The 14,283-nt window shown below is 61.5% G+C and carries 14 protein-coding genes; 10 read left to right on the forward strand and 4 right to left on the reverse strand.

Annotated features, from left to right (window positions below; translation table 11 throughout):
• Positions 1-44: 44 nt before the first annotated feature.
• The 7 genes from thiC (at position 45) to ACJO3T_RS02205 (ending at position 6,774) form a co-directional block, all read left to right on the forward strand.
• Positions 45-1,922 carry a phosphomethylpyrimidine synthase ThiC gene (gene thiC, locus ACJO3T_RS02175; RefSeq protein WP_406961067.1) on the forward strand — a complete coding sequence of 626 codons (1,878 nt, stop codon included), beginning with the start codon at positions 45-47 and terminating at the stop codon, positions 1,920-1,922.
• A gap of 426 nt (positions 1,923-2,348) precedes the next feature.
• Positions 2,349-2,984 (forward strand): NUDIX domain-containing protein, encoded by a 636-nt coding sequence (locus tag ACJO3T_RS02180; protein ID WP_406961069.1) that lies wholly within the window; start codon positions 2,349-2,351, stop codon positions 2,982-2,984.
• Complete coding sequence (locus tag ACJO3T_RS02185; RefSeq protein ID WP_328190406.1) at positions 2,981-3,469, forward strand: DUF1249 domain-containing protein; 489 nt, start codon at positions 2,981-2,983, stop codon at positions 3,467-3,469. The genes ACJO3T_RS02180 and ACJO3T_RS02185 overlap by 4 nt, the downstream gene beginning before the upstream one ends.
• A 130-nt stretch (positions 3,470-3,599) precedes the next feature.
• Positions 3,600-4,436, forward strand: a complete 837-nt coding sequence (gene cpdA / locus ACJO3T_RS02190; protein ID WP_406977664.1) for a 3',5'-cyclic-AMP phosphodiesterase — start codon at positions 3,600-3,602, stop codon at positions 4,434-4,436.
• A gap of 102 nt (positions 4,437-4,538) precedes the next feature.
• The gene (locus ACJO3T_RS02195; protein ID WP_406977665.1) at positions 4,539-5,141 is read left to right on the forward strand and encodes a YqiA/YcfP family alpha/beta fold hydrolase; all 603 of its coding nucleotides are present in this window, start codon (positions 4,539-4,541) and stop codon (positions 5,139-5,141) included.
• A 34-nt stretch (positions 5,142-5,175) separates the two neighbouring features.
• Positions 5,176-5,565, forward strand: coding sequence for a glycine cleavage system protein GcvH (gene gcvH / locus ACJO3T_RS02200; protein ID WP_406977666.1), 390 nt, complete (start codon positions 5,176-5,178; stop codon positions 5,563-5,565).
• A 12-nt stretch (positions 5,566-5,577) separates the two neighbouring features.
• Positions 5,578-6,774, forward strand: a complete 1,197-nt coding sequence (locus ACJO3T_RS02205) for a class I SAM-dependent rRNA methyltransferase (RefSeq protein WP_406977667.1) — start codon at positions 5,578-5,580, stop codon at positions 6,772-6,774.
• Positions 6,775-6,835: 61 nt separating this feature from the next.
• Here the strand turns inward: ACJO3T_RS02205 and ACJO3T_RS02210 are convergent, their stop codons facing one another.
• A complete protein-coding gene (locus ACJO3T_RS02210) occupies positions 6,836-7,492 on the reverse strand; it encodes a histidinol-phosphatase (protein ID WP_406977668.1) in 657 nt (218 codons plus the stop codon).
• A gap of 197 nt (positions 7,493-7,689) precedes the next feature.
• On the opposite strand from ACJO3T_RS02210, the gene ACJO3T_RS02215 reads away from it, so the two are divergent.
• The 3 genes from ACJO3T_RS02215 (at position 7,690) to ACJO3T_RS02225 (ending at position 11,941) form a co-directional block, all read left to right on the forward strand.
• Positions 7,690-8,220 (forward strand): RNA pyrophosphohydrolase, encoded by a 531-nt coding sequence (locus ACJO3T_RS02215; RefSeq protein WP_406977669.1) that lies wholly within the window; start codon positions 7,690-7,692, stop codon positions 8,218-8,220.
• Positions 8,221-8,236: 16 nt separating this feature from the next.
• A complete protein-coding gene (gene ptsP, locus ACJO3T_RS02220) occupies positions 8,237-10,546 on the forward strand; it encodes a phosphoenolpyruvate--protein phosphotransferase (RefSeq protein ID WP_406977670.1) in 2,310 nt (769 codons plus the stop codon).
• 162 nt (positions 10,547-10,708) lie between these two features.
• The gene (locus tag ACJO3T_RS02225) at positions 10,709-11,941 is read left to right on the forward strand and encodes a patatin-like phospholipase family protein (protein WP_406977671.1); all 1,233 of its coding nucleotides are present in this window, start codon (positions 10,709-10,711) and stop codon (positions 11,939-11,941) included.
• Between the two features lie 24 nt (positions 11,942-11,965).
• Here the strand turns inward: ACJO3T_RS02225 and ACJO3T_RS02230 are convergent, their stop codons facing one another.
• The 3 genes from ACJO3T_RS02230 to hslV are packed head-to-tail and all read right to left on the reverse strand — an operon-like array spanning position 11,966 to position 14,267.
• Positions 11,966-12,340 carry a gamma-butyrobetaine hydroxylase family protein gene (locus ACJO3T_RS02230; protein ID WP_406977672.1) on the reverse strand — a complete coding sequence of 125 codons (375 nt, stop codon included), beginning with the start codon at positions 12,338-12,340 and terminating at the stop codon, positions 11,966-11,968.
• A gap of 55 nt (positions 12,341-12,395) precedes the next feature.
• Positions 12,396-13,724, reverse strand: a complete 1,329-nt coding sequence (gene hslU, locus ACJO3T_RS02235; protein WP_406977673.1) for an ATP-dependent protease ATPase subunit HslU — start codon at positions 13,722-13,724, stop codon at positions 12,396-12,398.
• A 12-nt stretch (positions 13,725-13,736) separates the two neighbouring features.
• Positions 13,737-14,267: an ATP-dependent protease subunit HslV gene (gene hslV / locus ACJO3T_RS02240; protein ID WP_406977674.1), complete on the reverse strand. Its 531-nt coding sequence runs from the start codon at positions 14,265-14,267 to the stop codon at positions 13,737-13,739.
• Between the last annotated feature and the right edge of the window lie 16 nt (positions 14,268-14,283).

Consider the following 14,283-nt stretch of genomic DNA (forward strand, 5'->3'; position numbering starts at 1 on the left):
ATACGCGGCCCGTGTCACAGGATGAACAAATAAGGGTCCGCATCATGTCAAACGTTCCAACCTTTCTCAGTGAATCCGCCCGTGTTGACGGGGCGGCCATCCAGCCATTGCCTGCGTCCCGCAAGGTCTACGTCCAGGGCTCCCGCCCGGACCTCAGAGTACCCATGCGGGAAGTCAAGCTAACCGATACCCCGACCGATATGGGGGGCGAGAAGAATCCACCGGTAGTGCTTTATGACACCTCCGGCCCCTATACGGACCCGGAGGCGCGGATTGACCTGCGCAAAGGCCTTCAGCCGCTCCGAGCCGGCTGGATTGCCGAGCGTGGCGATACCGAGCAACTGGCGGACTATTCATCGGAGTTCACCCGCCGTCGAATGAAAGATCCGCAACTGGATCCGCTCAGATTCATGGATGAGCGCAAGCCGTTGCGGGCAAAGCCGGGCCGCAATGTCTCCCAGATGCATTACGCCCGTCAGGGGATCATCACCCCGGAAATGGAATATATCGCGATCCGGGAGAACATGAAGTTACAGGAGGCCCGGGAAAATGGCCTGGCGGACCAGCAGCATCCGGGGCAATCCTTCGGCGCCAACCTGCCTCCGGAGATCACGCCGGAATTCGTTCGGGAGGAAGTGGCTAAAGGCCGGGCGATCATCCCCGCCAATATCAACCACCCGGAAACCGAGCCGATGATCATCGGTCGCAACTTCCTGGTGAAGATCAACGGAAATATCGGCAACTCCGCCGTCAGTTCGTCCATCGAAGAGGAGGTGGAAAAGCTGACCTGGGGCATCCGCTGGGGTTCCGACACCGTCATGGACCTGTCCACCGGCAAGAACATCCACGAGACCCGGGAATGGATCATCCGCAACTCGCCGGTCCCCATCGGCACCGTGCCCATCTATCAGGCCCTGGAGAAGGTGGGCGGTGTCGCCGAGGACCTGACCTGGGAGATCTTCCGGGACACGCTGATTGAACAGGCCGAGCAGGGGGTGGATTACTTCACTATCCATGCCGGTGTGCGGCTCCACCATGTGCCCCTGACCGCCAGCCGGACCACCGGTATCGTGTCCCGCGGCGGTTCGATCATGGCCAAGTGGTGCCTGGCCCATCACCGGGAGAGCTTCCTGTACGAGCACTTCGAGGATATCTGCGAGATCATGAAGGCTTACGATGTGTCCTTCAGTCTCGGGGACGGCCTGCGTCCGGGCTCCATCGCCGACGCCAATGATGCGGCCCAGTTCGGCGAGCTGGAAACCCTGGGCGAGCTGACGAAGATCGCCTGGAAGCATGATGTCCAGTGCATGATCGAAGGTCCGGGCCATGTGCCCATGCACCTGATCAAGGAGAATATGGACAAACAGCTTGAGTGCTGCGACGAGGCGCCGTTCTATACCCTCGGACCGCTGACCACCGACATTGCCCCTGGCTACGATCACATCACCTCCGGTATCGGGGCGGCGATGATCGGCTGGTATGGCTGCGCCATGCTGTGCTACGTCACACCCAAGGAGCACCTGGGGCTGCCAAACAAGGATGACGTGAAGACGGGCATCATCACCTACAAGATCGCGGCCCATGCGGCGGACCTGGCCAAGGGCCATCCGGGCGCGCAGATCCGGGACAATGCCCTGTCCAAGGCGCGGTTCGAGTTCCGCTGGGAGGATCAGTTCAACCTGGGCCTGGATCCGGACACGGCCCGGGCGTTCCACGATGAGACTTTGCCCAAGGAGTCCGCCAAGGTGGCTCACTTCTGTTCCATGTGCGGTCCCAAGTTTTGCTCCATGCAGATTTCCCAGGAGGTTCGGGAATATGCCAGGGAGCATGGTCTCGATGATGTGGAGGCTGTGGATGCCGGCATGAAGGAGAAAGCCGAGGAGTTTGTGGCTTCCGGGGCCAAAATTTACGACCGCGTTTAGATCGTTCCCAGACTGGTTGGTTTGGTGCCTGGGCGACAGGTCGATAACACTTTTCCGGACACGCCCGGCAAGTACGTCCCTGTAGGGCTCGACGAGCGCCTTCCCTGGCGCTCGACGGTCCGGAAAAGTGTTCTCAACCTGTCTCCGTTAAGCCGCGAGTTGACGCGGGCTCTCTTGCCTCCTCCTGTTGAATCCCCGTAAGAGGTATGGAGGAAGGCAGGGTGAGGGAGTTTTTCCGGACCTTCAAAAACAGGGACGTTTTTGAAGAGCCTACAGGGATGTATTCACGGCGTGTCCGGAAAAGCTTCATCGCCCTGACTTCCTGTGCTCCCAGGTCCAAACCACCACAAACCAACTTGCAAAGCAGCGCACCATCCGGCTATCGTTCCTCATCACGCCTAACGACTCAGACAGCCCGGAAACACCATGACCGAGAAGACGCCAGAACCATTCCAGTTCAAGGCCAGCGACGTGCAGGTCCATAAGCGGGAAACCGTATTCCAGGGCTTCTTCCGCATGGACAAACTCCTGCTCAGCCACCCCCGCTTTGATGGCGGCACGATGTCGGAGTTTACCCGTGAGCTGTTCGTGCGTGGTGATGCCACCTGCGTGCTGCCCTATGACCCGGTGCGGGACGAAGTCGTGCTGCTGGAGCAGTTCCGCCTGGGTGCTATTGGCCGGGACCAGTCCCCTTGGCTGCTGGAATTGGTGGCGGGTATGAACGAAGAGGGCGAAAAGCCCGAAGAGGTCGCGCAACGGGAAGCGGAAGAAGAAGCAGGACTGTCCTTCGCCCGTCTCGAGAAAATCTGTGAATACCTGGTGTCTCCGGGGGGCACGACGGAAATGGTCTACCTGTATGCCGGCCAGGTGAGCACCGAAAACGCTGGCGGCCTGTTTGGCCTGGACCACGAACACGAAGACATCCGTGCCCACGTCTTCAGCGCCACGGAAACCTTCGACATGATCCGTGATGGCCGGGTGAACAACGCGGCTGCCATCATGGCCATCCAGTGGTTGCAACTGAACCGTGATCGCCTGCGCAACGAATGGAGTCGTGCATGACTGTCACCACGCTTCGCCGGAACCGGTATGTGCCCGATCTACAGCGCCTGGGGGCGCTGTGCGAGGGTAATTACCAGCGCCTGCGCCGCCTGCGCAACCTGGAGACCAACGACAGTGACGTGCTCCAGTTTGACCTGCACCGGGAGTCCCATTACCTGGGGCGGGTCAGCATCTCCGTGCTCCAACAGACCCGCTACACGGAAACCCTGCTGCTTGAGCAGGTTCATAACAGTGGCCGCTGGCTGAACAACCCGGAACTGACGGTCAGGGTTTACCACGATGCCAGCATGGCCGAGGTGATCAGTTTCTACGGTAATCGCCAGATTGCCGCCGTGAATGATTACCCCAATCGCTTTATGCACCACCCGGACGAGAAGGTCCAGCTCAACGGCTTCGTGGCGGACTGGCTGGATTACTGCCTGCGATTTGGTCATGTCACCCCTGAGCGTAGCCAATGGCGCCACTCTGACGGCGTAGAAGGCTGATAATCTCATCCTTTCGGTAAACTATTGTAAAAGGTCCCTCCATATTCCCTCCGACTTGTGACTGATGTTTAAGTTGTGTGCGTAAAATCCGTCTAGTATCTAGACCATTGGTAGACGGATGAATAATGCAATGCCAGCACTTGAGCACAGGTCACCCGTGACGGTCAGTCCCGCCAATGGCCGGGCCGCGCGGGTACTTCAGATTACCGACCCGCATCTGATGGCTGATACGGACGGCACCCTGCTGGGGGTTCGTACCCGTGAGAGCCTGGACGCCGTGGTGCAGTGCGCACGGACCCGGTATGGCCATCCGGACCTGTTGCTGGCGACCGGTGACCTGGCCCAGGACGCCTCCGAGACCGCCTACCAGGAATTTGCCCGCCAGGTGTCCGTGTTTGGCTGCCCGGAGAGCTGGGTGGCCGGGAACCATGATGACAGTGACCTGCTGACCCGGGTTGCCGAGCGCCATAACGCCGCCGGGCGCCATCTGCTGATCGGTCAGTGGCAGGTAATCATGCTGGACTCATCGGTGAAAGGGCAGGTTCACGGCTACCTGGAGCCGGAGGAGCTGGCGTTCCTGGAAGAGGCGCTGGCAGCGTATCCCGGGCGCCCGGCACTGGTCAGTCTTCACCATCACCCGATCGAGATCGGGACCCAGTGGATGAACGCCATCGGTCTGACCAATCGTGATGAATTCTGGCGGGTCATCGACCGCTTCGACAACGTCCGGGCGGTACTCTGGGGGCATATCCACCAGGATCTGGATCTTTACCGTGGCGATGTCCGGCTGCTGGCCACGCCATCCACCTGCATCCAGTTTGAGGCTGGGTCCACCGATTTCTCGGTAGAACGGCTGGCGCCCGGGTTCCGCTGGCTGGATCTGCGCAGCGATGGCACCATCAGGACCGGCGTGGAGCGCGCCACGGATTTCCGCTACGAACTGGACACCGACAGTACCGGCTATTGAACGGGTTCACGTCTGATCTCGCCGGCTCTCCAGGGCCCTCCACAACGCTGGCGGCTCCGGGTAGACTGACCATCCTTGCAGTCAATACATCAGGCATATCCCATGACCTCTCCAGGAAACGGCCCCGTAGTGGTCTATCTCCACGGCTTTAACAGTTCCCCGCAATCCCAGAAGGTCTCGGAGCTTCGCACCCTTTTGCCGGAGCTGGCGCCGGAGGTGGAGCTGGTGGTGCCGGAACTGGGGTTCGACCCGCAGCGGGCGCTGGAGCGGGCCGTTGAGGCTGTGGCATCGGCGGGTGACCGGCCTGTCGGGATTATCGGCAGTTCCATGGGAGGGTTCTTTGCCTCTGTGCTGTCTGCCCGTATGGGCATCAGGGCTGCCCTGATCAATCCAGCAGCCTGGCCCCACCGGTTGCTGCAGGAGCACCTGGGACCACAGCACAACCCCTATACCGGTGAGCACTACGAGCTGACCGCCGACCATACGTCTACCCTTGAAGCGATGGAACCCGGTGAGCGTGTGGATGGCGACAAGCTGTTCATCCTTGTGCAGACCGCCGACGAGACCCTCGACTACCGGGAAGTCCTGGCCAAGCATCCGGGGGCCAGGACCTGGATCCAGCCTGGTGGCGATCACCGTTTCCAGCGGTTCGAAAGGGTGGTGCCGGCGATTCTGGCGTTCCTGTTCCAGCGCGGTTTCCGGTAAACTGCGGCAAATTCTCCAGCCATGGACAAGTGATATGAGTGAAATACCTGCCGATCTCAAGTACATCGAGACTCACCAGTGGGTCAGGGTGACGGATGATGGCACGGCGACCGTCGGCATCACCGATTTTGCCCAGGAGCAGCTTGGTGACGTGGTCTACATCGGTCTGCCGGAAGTGGGTGACACCGTGACCGGCGGCGAGGAGGCCGGCGTGGCCGAGTCGGTCAAGTCCGCCTCTGACGTCTTCAGTCCGGTAACGGGTGAGGTGACCGAAATCAACGACACCCTGGAAGACGAGCCGGAAAAGGTCAACGAAGACCCTTATGGCGAAGGTTGGCTTTACCGGGTCAAGCTTGCCGATAAGGGCGAACTTGATGGCCTGATGGATGCGGCCGCCTACGGCGATCTGTTGGCCGATGCGTAAGGTCGGCGCCTGATGGACTTTCCCGTACTTTATCTGCGCAAGGGCGCTGAACGCCGGCTCAGGGCGGGGCACCTCTGGGTCTACAGCAATGAGGTGGACACCCGCCGCTCGCCCCTGGCCGACTTCGAGGCCGGCGACCAGGCGCAATTGCGAGCGGCCAACGACAAGCCCTTGGGCACGCTGTTTGTGAATCCCCATGCGCTTATCTGCGGCCGTCTGATCAGTCGCAACGCCAACAGCGGCATGACGCCGAAGCGTCTGGCGGATCGCCTGGAGGCTGCCCTCAGGCTGCGTGAAAGGGTATTTCCCGAACCCTGGTACCGCTGGGTGTACGGTGACGGGGATGGCCTGTCGGGACTGGTGATCGACCGGTTCGATGATGTCGTCGTGGTGCAGATATCCACCGCCGGCATGGAGACCATGAAGGACTCTATCGTGCGGGCCGTCCAGCGGCTGGCGCACCCCAAGGCCATCATTCTCAAGAACGATGGCAAAATGCGGTCGGTGGAGGGACTGCCATCCTATGTGGAGCAGGTGGACGGCGACCCGGTGGAGGTCCTGCAGGTACGGGAAAACGGCGTTCGTTTCGAGGTGCCACTCACCGGCGGCCAGAAGACCGGATGGTTCTACGACCACCGCATGAGCCGGGCACGGCTGCAACAGTATAGCCCCGGTTGCCGGGTGCTGGATGTGTTCAGCTATGCCGGCGGCTGGGGCCTGCAGGCGGCTGCGGGTGGTGCTGAATCGGTGACCTGTGTGGACAGCTCCCGACAGGCCCTGGATGCGGTCCGCCATAACGCCGCCCTGAACGGTTTCGGGGCCGTGGAAACCCTGGAAGGCGATGCCTTTGGCGTACTCAAGGAGCTGTGCGACGAGAAACGGAAATTCGATATCGTGGTGCTGGACCCGCCGGCGCTGATTCCCCGTCGCCGTGACCAGAAGGCGGGTGAACAGGCCTACGCCCGCCTCAACCAGTTGGCGTTGCGCCTGCTGGAGCGAGACGGGCTACTGGTATCCGCCTCCTGTTCCATGCACCTGTCCAGGGACAAGCTGGTGGACATTATCCGGGGCAGTGCCCGCAAGGTGGACCGCTTCGTTCAACTGCTGGAGCAGGGCTACCAGGGACCGGATCACCCCATGGTGCCGGGCATTCCGGAAACCGACTATCTCAAGGCCTGCTTTGTGCGGTCGCTGACGGAGTTTTTGTAGAGTAACTCCCTCTCCCTCGTTGGGGAGAGGGGATGTCTACCGCAGCCTTGTGGCTCAGCCACTAATCCCTTAACGACATCACCATCCAACCCTGCTCCCTCGCATACTGCTCCAGCGTCGGGTCCGGATCCACCGCCACCGGGTTGTCCACCAGTCGCAGAAGCGGCAGGTCGTTATGGCTGTCGCTGTAGAACCAGGCACCGTCCAGGGTGGCATCGTTATCCTTCAGCCATTGCTGCAGCCGCAGCACCTTGCCGTCCTGGAAGCTGGGTATCCCGGTGATGTCGCCGGTGTAGCGACCGTCGCGGATCTCCGGTTCCGTGGCAATCAGGTGCTCGATGCCCATGGCTTCGGCGATGGGGCCGGTGACGAAGCGGTTGGTGGCGGTAATGATCATCAGGGTATGCCCCTGGCTGCGGTGGTGTTCCAGCAGTTCGTCCGCCTTTGCCTGGTAGAGGGGCCTGACCCGGCTGTCCATGAAGGCCTTGCGCCAGGCCGTCACTTCCTCGGGGTCGCGATTCGCGATGGGTGACAGGGCGAAACGCTGGTAGCGCTGGATATCCAGTTCACCGTTCAGGTAGTCCTGGTAGAACTGATCGTTCTGTTGCCGGTGGTGTTCGGGGTCGACAAGCTCGGCGTCCACCAGGAATTCCCCCCAGGCGTGGTCGCTGTCGCCCGCCAGCAGCGTGTTGTCCAGGTCAAAGATGGCCAGGGTCAAGGGTTGTCTCCTCAGAAGTTTTTTTCAGGAGCGATTCTAACATGCTGAAAAGAGTGCCGGCTTCGTTTGCCGACCAGTAGGCTTTCTGTAAGAATGGAGCCAATCTGGAATAAAAGTCCCTGAACATCGGGGCTGGGAGTCCGCACAACAGTGACGATGCGGATTTCACGTAACAAACTTTGATACAGGACTGTGCCGTGATTGATTCAGACGGTTTCAGACCCAACGTCGGAATCATTCTGGCCAACCATAAGGGCGAAGTGCTGTGGGCAAGGAGAATCGGACAGGACTCCTGGCAGTTTCCACAAGGTGGCATCAAGCACGATGAATCACCGGAACAGGCTCTCTACCGGGAGCTGGCCGAGGAAATCGGTCTGAGTGCGGATGATGTGGAGATCATCAGTTGCACCCGCGGCTGGCTGCGTTATCGCCTGCCGCGCCGGATGGTGAGGCAGAATTCACGACCCGTTTGCGTTGGTCAGAAACAGAAATGGTTCCTTCTGAGGATGCTTTCCCCGGATGCCTCCGTGCGGGTTGACCACACGGATTCGCCGGAATTCGATGGCTGGCAATGGGTCAGCTACTGGTACCCGCTGGGCCAGGTGGTGTCGTTCAAGCGGGAAGTATACCGGCGGGCCCTGAGGGAACTGGCTCCCCGGCTTTTCAGTATTGTCGACCAATGGCAGCGGGCCGAAGAAGCGCCGCGCCGGCAGGACCCACAACGATGATGGATTGACGCCCACTATGCTCGGTACCTTGCGAAGTATTGTTCAGGAAGTAAACGGCGCCCGTGATCTGCAGGAGTCGCTGGACATTATCGTTTCGCGGGTACAGGCTGCCATGAACACCGAGGTATGTTCCGTCTATCTGCTGGACCCGGCGTCCAACCGCTACATCCTGATGGCCACCGAGGGGCTTCACAAGAAGGCCGTGGGCAAGGTCAGCCTGGGCCATTCCGAGGGTCTGGTGGGCCTGGTGGGCTCCCGGGAGGAGCCCATCAACCTGGAGGATGCCCCCTCCCATCCCCGTTACCGCTATTTCCCGGAAACCGGCGAGGAACGCTTCCGGTCATTCCTGGGTGTTCCGATTATCCACCACCGTCGGGTATTGGGCGTTCTGGTGGTCCAGCAGCGGGAAGCGTCCCGGAATTTCGATGAGGGTGAGGAAGCCTTCCTGGTGACCGTGTCGGCACAGCTGGCCGGTGTGATTGCCCACAGCGAAGCCACCGGTGCCATCAGTGGTTTGTCACTGACCGGCGAGGAAGCCCGGGATGTGTCCTTCAACGGTGTGCCGGGGGCCCCGGGCGTTGCTATCGGCGCTGGCGTGGTGGTGTACCCGCCGGCGGATCTGGACGCCGTGCCGGAGAAAACCACCAACGACCCTGATGGCGAGCTGGTGGTGTTCCAGGACGCGGTAAAGGCCGTCCAGGAGGACATCCAGAAGGTGTCCGAGCGACTGTCCGACAAGCTGCGCCCGGAGGAGCAGGCCCTGTTCGACGTCTACCTGCGGATGCTGGGTGAGAATGCCCTGCCGGGTGAGGTGGCCAACCGGATCCGCAACGACGGCCTCTGGTCCCAGGGCGCCCTGAAACAGGTGGTCAACCAGTACGTCCGTCACTTCGAGATGATGGACGACCACTACCTGCGGGAGCGGGCGGTGGATATCCGGGACCTGGGGCGCCGGATCCTGTCTCACCTGCAGGAAGGCGACAGCCGCGAGGTGGACTACCCCGAACGCACGGTGCTGGTCAGCGAGGAACTGACCCCCGCCATGCTGGGGGAAGTGCCCAGGGGGCGCCTGGTGGGGCTGGTGTCGGTGCGTGGCTCCAGCAACTCCCATGTGGCGATCCTGGCCCGCGCGATGGGGGTGCCCACGGTCATGGGGCTGGTGGATATCCCGGTGAACCAGCTTGACGGCAAGGAACTGATCGTCGACGGGTTTGAGGGGCAGATATTTGCCTCGCCATCCACCGAGCTACGCAACTACTACCAGGAAATCTGCGACGAGGAAGACGAGCTTTTCCGGGGGCTTGAGGCCCTGCGGGACAAGCCCTGCGTCACCACCGATGGCCACCGTGTTTCGTTGCTGGTAAACACGGGTCTGATGACCGATGTGGTCCGTTCCCTGAGCCATGGCGCGGAAGGTATCGGCCTGTACCGGACGGAAGTGCCCTTCATGATCAAGGAGCGCTTCCCGTCCGAGCAGGAGCAGCGGGAATACTACCGGGAACAGCTTGAAGCCTTCGCCCCCAATCCGGTCACCATGCGCACCCTGGATATCGGCGGCGACAAGGCGTTGAGCTACTTCCCCATCAACGAGGAGAACCCGTTCCTGGGCTGGCGGGGCATCCGGATCAGCCTGGACCACCCGGAGATTTTCCTGGTGCAGGTGCGGGCCATGCTCAAGGCCAGTGAGGGGTTCAACAACCTGCAGATCATGCTCCCCATGATCAGCAATATTTCCGAGGTGGAGGAGTCGCTCCACCTGATCTACCGGGTCTACCATGAGGTCCGGGAGGAAGGCTACCAGATCCATATGCCCAGGGTGGGTGTCATGATTGAGGTGCCGGCGGCGGTGTACCAGGTGCGGGAGCTGGCCGAACGGGTGGATTTCCTGTCCGTGGGCTCCAATGACCTCACCCAGTACCTGCTGGCGGTGGATCGCAACAATCCCCGCGTGGCCCAGCTTTACCATTCCTACCATCCCGCCGTGCTGCAGGCCCTGGTGCGGATTGCCCAGGACGCCCATTCGGTGGGCAAGCCGGTGACCATTTGTGGTGAGCTTGCCGGCGATCCGGGCGGTGCCCTGCTGTTGATGGCCATGGGGTATGACGCCCTGTCCATGAACGCCGCCAGCCTGCCCAAGGTCAAGTCGGTGATCCGCAGCATCAGCCGCGAGTGGGCCGCCCAGTTGCTTGAGGATGTGCTCCTGCTGGATTCACCCCATGTTATCAAGAGCTGTGTGGACCTTGCCTTGCGCAGCGCCGGTTTTGCGCGCTACCTGAGGCCCAGCCGAACATCGGTGCCGGTGACCACCTATGAGGGTGCCCGCTGACCCGACACATGGTTTGGTCGGTATGCCCGGAATTTTTTGGGGTGAGTATTCTAATTCCGATTGGTAATTTGTTGGGTAACTGGACCTGATGCCCGCGTAACTGGCCGTATTGGCCGGGTACACGGTGCATCGTGGCACTTGAGAATATCAGGGGAGGGCAAGATGACCGCTGAACCAACCCAACTGAGACCGGCACCCCGGATCGGTCTGGCCCTCGGGGGCGGCGGCCCCCTGGGTGGCATCTACGAGATCGGTGCGCTCAGGGCCCTGGACGAGGCCCTGGATGGTCTGGATTTCAATGACCTTGATGTCTACGTCGGGGTCAATGCCGGTGGGTTCGTCGCCGCCAATCTTGCCAACCAGCTGACCACCGCGCAATTGTGTCGCATCTTTGTCCGGCATGAGGCGGAGGTGCATCCGTTCCACCCGGAAGTGTTCTATCGCCCCGCCCTGCGGGAGATGGGGCGTCGCCTGCGGGCGGTGCCGGGGCTGGTGACCAGCGCCGTATCCCGTTTCCTCCGTAATCCCCATGACCAGAGTTTCCTGGAAGCCATGACCATACTGGCCCAGGCGGCGCCGTCCGGTCTCTTCGACAACTCCGCGCTGGAGGAATACCTGGCCCGGGCGTTTACCACCTCCGGGCGGACCAATGATTTCCGCAAACTGCGGCGGCGTCTGTTCGTGATTGCGGCGGATGTGGAGACAACGGAAACCGTGTGCTTCGGGGACGAAGGGCTGGATCATATCCCCGTATCCAGGGCCATACAGGCCAGTATGGCGTCGCCGGGCCTGTACACGCCGGTGCAGGTGGAGGGGCGTTATTGTGTGGATGGCACCCTGCGCAAGGGGCTGCATGCGTCCGTGGCCCTTGACCATGGCGCCGACCTGGTGCTGGCCATCAACCCCCAGGTACCCGTTGATGCCAGGGCCGCGGAGGCGGCGGGCACCATGGCGGCGAATGAGCTGACCGGTTCCGGCATGCCCAACCTGCTGGCGCAGATGTTCCGTACCATGGTGCATTCCCGTATCCAGAAGGGCCTGGCCCAGTACGCCAGGGACTACCCGGGCAAGGAAGTAATGCTGTTTGAGCCCACCCGGGACGACGCCACGCTGTTCTTCTCCAGCGTGTTCAGTTTCCGTTCCCGTCGCCAGGTCTGTGAGCACGCCTACCAGATGACCCGCCGTGACCTGTTGCGACGGGCTGATGAGCTGGAGCCGGTGCTGGCCAAACACGGTATCCGGCTGAACCGGAAGGTACTGGAGGACAGTGAGCGGACCATCAGTACCGCCCTCTATGGGGAAACCCTGCCACTCTATGTGGCCAGGAAGCGGAAACAGAGACAGAAAAAGGGCGTGCTGGGCAGTGTCAGCCAGGTGTTCCAGAAAGCCCAATAAGCCAGGCCGGTCTGATACCTGGCCTCAGGAGTGCTCCTGGGGGCCGGCTTCCCGCCGACCACCTTCCTGTTCCAGCCGGTGCAGGTAGCGCTGCCAGTAGTCGTCCTGATGTTCGCCCAGATCCCACAGGTACTCCCAGCTGTACAGACCGGAGTCATGGCCGTCGCTGAAGGTGAGCTTGAGGGCATAGTTGCCGATCATTTCCGCGCCGGTAACCAGCACTTCCTTCTTGCCGGTCTGCAGGGTCCCCGGCCCGGCGCCGTGCCCCCGGACCTCCGCCGACGGCGACCAGACCCGGAGCAGCTCGAAAGGCAGCTCCCACACCTGACCGTCGGCATACACCAGTTGTAGCAGCCTGCTTTGTTTGCGGATGCGGATATCGGTGGGTCGCGTGCTCATTGATGTGTGCTCCTGACAGGGTGGGCGAAGCCTGATGGCCACGCCCGCTGCCGGTTTACAGGATGTAGCGGCTGAGGTCTTCGTCCTCGGACAGGTCGCCGAGCTTTTCGTCCACGTACTCCGCGGTCACCTCGAACTCGTTGGTTACCTTGTCTCCGGCGTCAAACGACAGGCTTTCCAGCAGCCGTTCCAGCACCGTGTGCAGGCGACGGGCGCCGATGTTCTCCGTACTCTCGTTGACCTTCCAGGCCACCTCGGCCAGCCGGGTGATGGCGTCGTCGCTGAAGGTGAGCTTGACCCCTTCCGTACCCATCAGGGCCTCGTACTGCTGGATCAGTGACGCGTCCGGCTCCGTCAGTATGCGACGGAAGTCTTCCGGCGACAGGGCCTGCAGTTCCACCCGGATGGGCAGGCGGCCCTGCAGCTCCGGGATCAGGTCGGATGGCTTGGAAAGGTGGAAGGCACCGGAAGCGATAAACAGGATGTGATCGGTGCGCACGGAGCCATACTTGGTGCTGACGGTGCTGCCTTCGATCAGCGGCAACAGGTCCCTCTGCACGCCTTCCCGGGAGACGTCGGCGGAGGTGTTCTCCGAACGCTTGGCCACCTTGTCGATCTCGTCCACGAACACGATGCCGTTCTGCTCGACGGATTCAATGGCCTTTTGCTTGATCTCCTCTTCGTTCACCAGCTTGGCGGCTTCCTCGTCCTTCACCTGGCGCATGGCATCCGCCACTTTCATCTTGCGGGTTTTGCGGCGGTCCTGGGAGAGATTGGAGAACATGTTCTGCAACTGGTTGGTCATCTCTTCCATACCCGGGGGTGCCATAATTTCCACGCCGGCGGCGGAATTGCGCAGGTCGATCTCGATTTCCTTGTCGTCCAGCTGGCCTTCCCGGAGCTTCTTGCGGAATAACTGACGGGTGGAGGAATCCTCCCGCGGCTGGCTGTCCTCCTTGAAGTCTCGGGGCGGCGGCAGCAGGGCATCGAGGATGCGTTCCTCGGCGGCATCCAGGGCCTGGTTCTCGTGGCGCTTCATTTCCTTCTCGCGGAGCATCTTGATGGCCATATCCGCCAGGTCGCGGATGATGGACTCCACATCTCGGCCCACGTAGCCCACCTCGGTGAACTTGGTGGCTTCTACCTTGAGGAAGGGGGCGTCTGCCAGCTTGGCCAGGCGCCGGGCAATCTCGGTCTTGCCCACACCGGTGGGGCCGATCATCAGGATGTTCTTGGGGGTGATTTCGTCCCGCAGGGTGCTGTCGAGCTGCATCCGGCGCCACCGGTTACGTAGTGCGATGGCAACGGAGCGCTTGGCTTCTTCCTGGCCAACGATGTGTTTGTTCAGCTCGTGGACAATCTCGCGGGGAGTCATTGCAGACATGGTAGCTCCGGTTCAGTCGTTGGCTGAGAGCACTTCAAGGGTGCGGTTGTGATTGGTATAGATGCAGATATCGGCGGCGATATCCAGGCCCTTCTCGACGATCTCGTGGGCACTCAGTTTGGTATTCTCCAGCAGGGCCGTGGCGGATGCCTGTGCGAAGGGGCCACCGGAGCCAATGGCAATCAGGCCGTGCTCGGGTTCGATGACGTCACCGTTGCCGGTAATGATCAGGGAAGCGGTCTTGTCGGCCACGGCCAGCAGGGCTTCCAGTCGTCGCAGGGCCCGGTCCGTACGCCAGTCCTTGGCCAGCTCCACCGCCGCCCGGGTGAGGTTGCCCTGATGCTTTTCCAGCTGGGCCTCGAAACGCTCGAACAGGGTGAAGGCATCGGCGGTGCCACCGGCAAATCCGGCCAGTACCTTGCCGTTGTAAAGTCGGCGTACCTTGCGGGCATTGCCTTTCATGACGGTATTGCCCAGGGAGACCTGGCCATCGCCGCCCATGGCTACCTCGTCGTCACGGCGTACTGAAAGTATCGTTGTCATCGGGGCTCCATATCCT

Source organism: Marinobacter shunpengi (assembly GCF_045449715.1).
In the GTDB taxonomy this organism is placed as follows: Bacteria; Pseudomonadota; Gammaproteobacteria; order Pseudomonadales; family Oleiphilaceae; genus Marinobacter.

What these genes read in the sequence shown, in the direction of transcription:
- thiC (WP_406961067.1), top strand. Translation starts at nt 45, where the DNA reads ATGTCAAACGTTCCAACCTTTCTCAGTGAATCCGCCCGTGTTGACGGG.
- ACJO3T_RS02180 (WP_406961069.1), top strand. Translation starts at nt 2,349, where the DNA reads ATGACCGAGAAGACGCCAGAACCATTCCAGTTCAAGGCCAGCGACGTG.
- ACJO3T_RS02185 (WP_328190406.1), top strand. Translation starts at nt 2,981, where the DNA reads ATGACTGTCACCACGCTTCGCCGGAACCGGTATGTGCCCGATCTACAG.
- cpdA (WP_406977664.1), top strand. Translation starts at nt 3,600, where the DNA reads ATGCCAGCACTTGAGCACAGGTCACCCGTGACGGTCAGTCCCGCCAAT.
- ACJO3T_RS02195 (WP_406977665.1), top strand. Translation starts at nt 4,539, where the DNA reads ATGACCTCTCCAGGAAACGGCCCCGTAGTGGTCTATCTCCACGGCTTT.
- gcvH (WP_406977666.1), top strand. Translation starts at nt 5,176, where the DNA reads ATGAGTGAAATACCTGCCGATCTCAAGTACATCGAGACTCACCAGTGG.
- ACJO3T_RS02205 (WP_406977667.1), top strand. Translation starts at nt 5,578, where the DNA reads ATGGACTTTCCCGTACTTTATCTGCGCAAGGGCGCTGAACGCCGGCTC.
- ptsP (WP_406977670.1), top strand. Translation starts at nt 8,237, where the DNA reads ATGCTCGGTACCTTGCGAAGTATTGTTCAGGAAGTAAACGGCGCCCGT.
- ACJO3T_RS02225 (WP_406977671.1), top strand. Translation starts at nt 10,709, where the DNA reads ATGACCGCTGAACCAACCCAACTGAGACCGGCACCCCGGATCGGTCTG.
- ACJO3T_RS02230 (WP_406977672.1), bottom strand. Translation starts at nt 12,340, where the DNA reads ATGAGCACGCGACCCACCGATATCCGCATCCGCAAACAAAGCAGGCTG.
- hslU (WP_406977673.1), bottom strand. Translation starts at nt 13,724, where the DNA reads ATGTCTGCAATGACTCCCCGCGAGATTGTCCACGAGCTGAACAAACAC.
- hslV (WP_406977674.1), bottom strand. Translation starts at nt 14,267, where the DNA reads ATGACAACGATACTTTCAGTACGCCGTGACGACGAGGTAGCCATGGGC.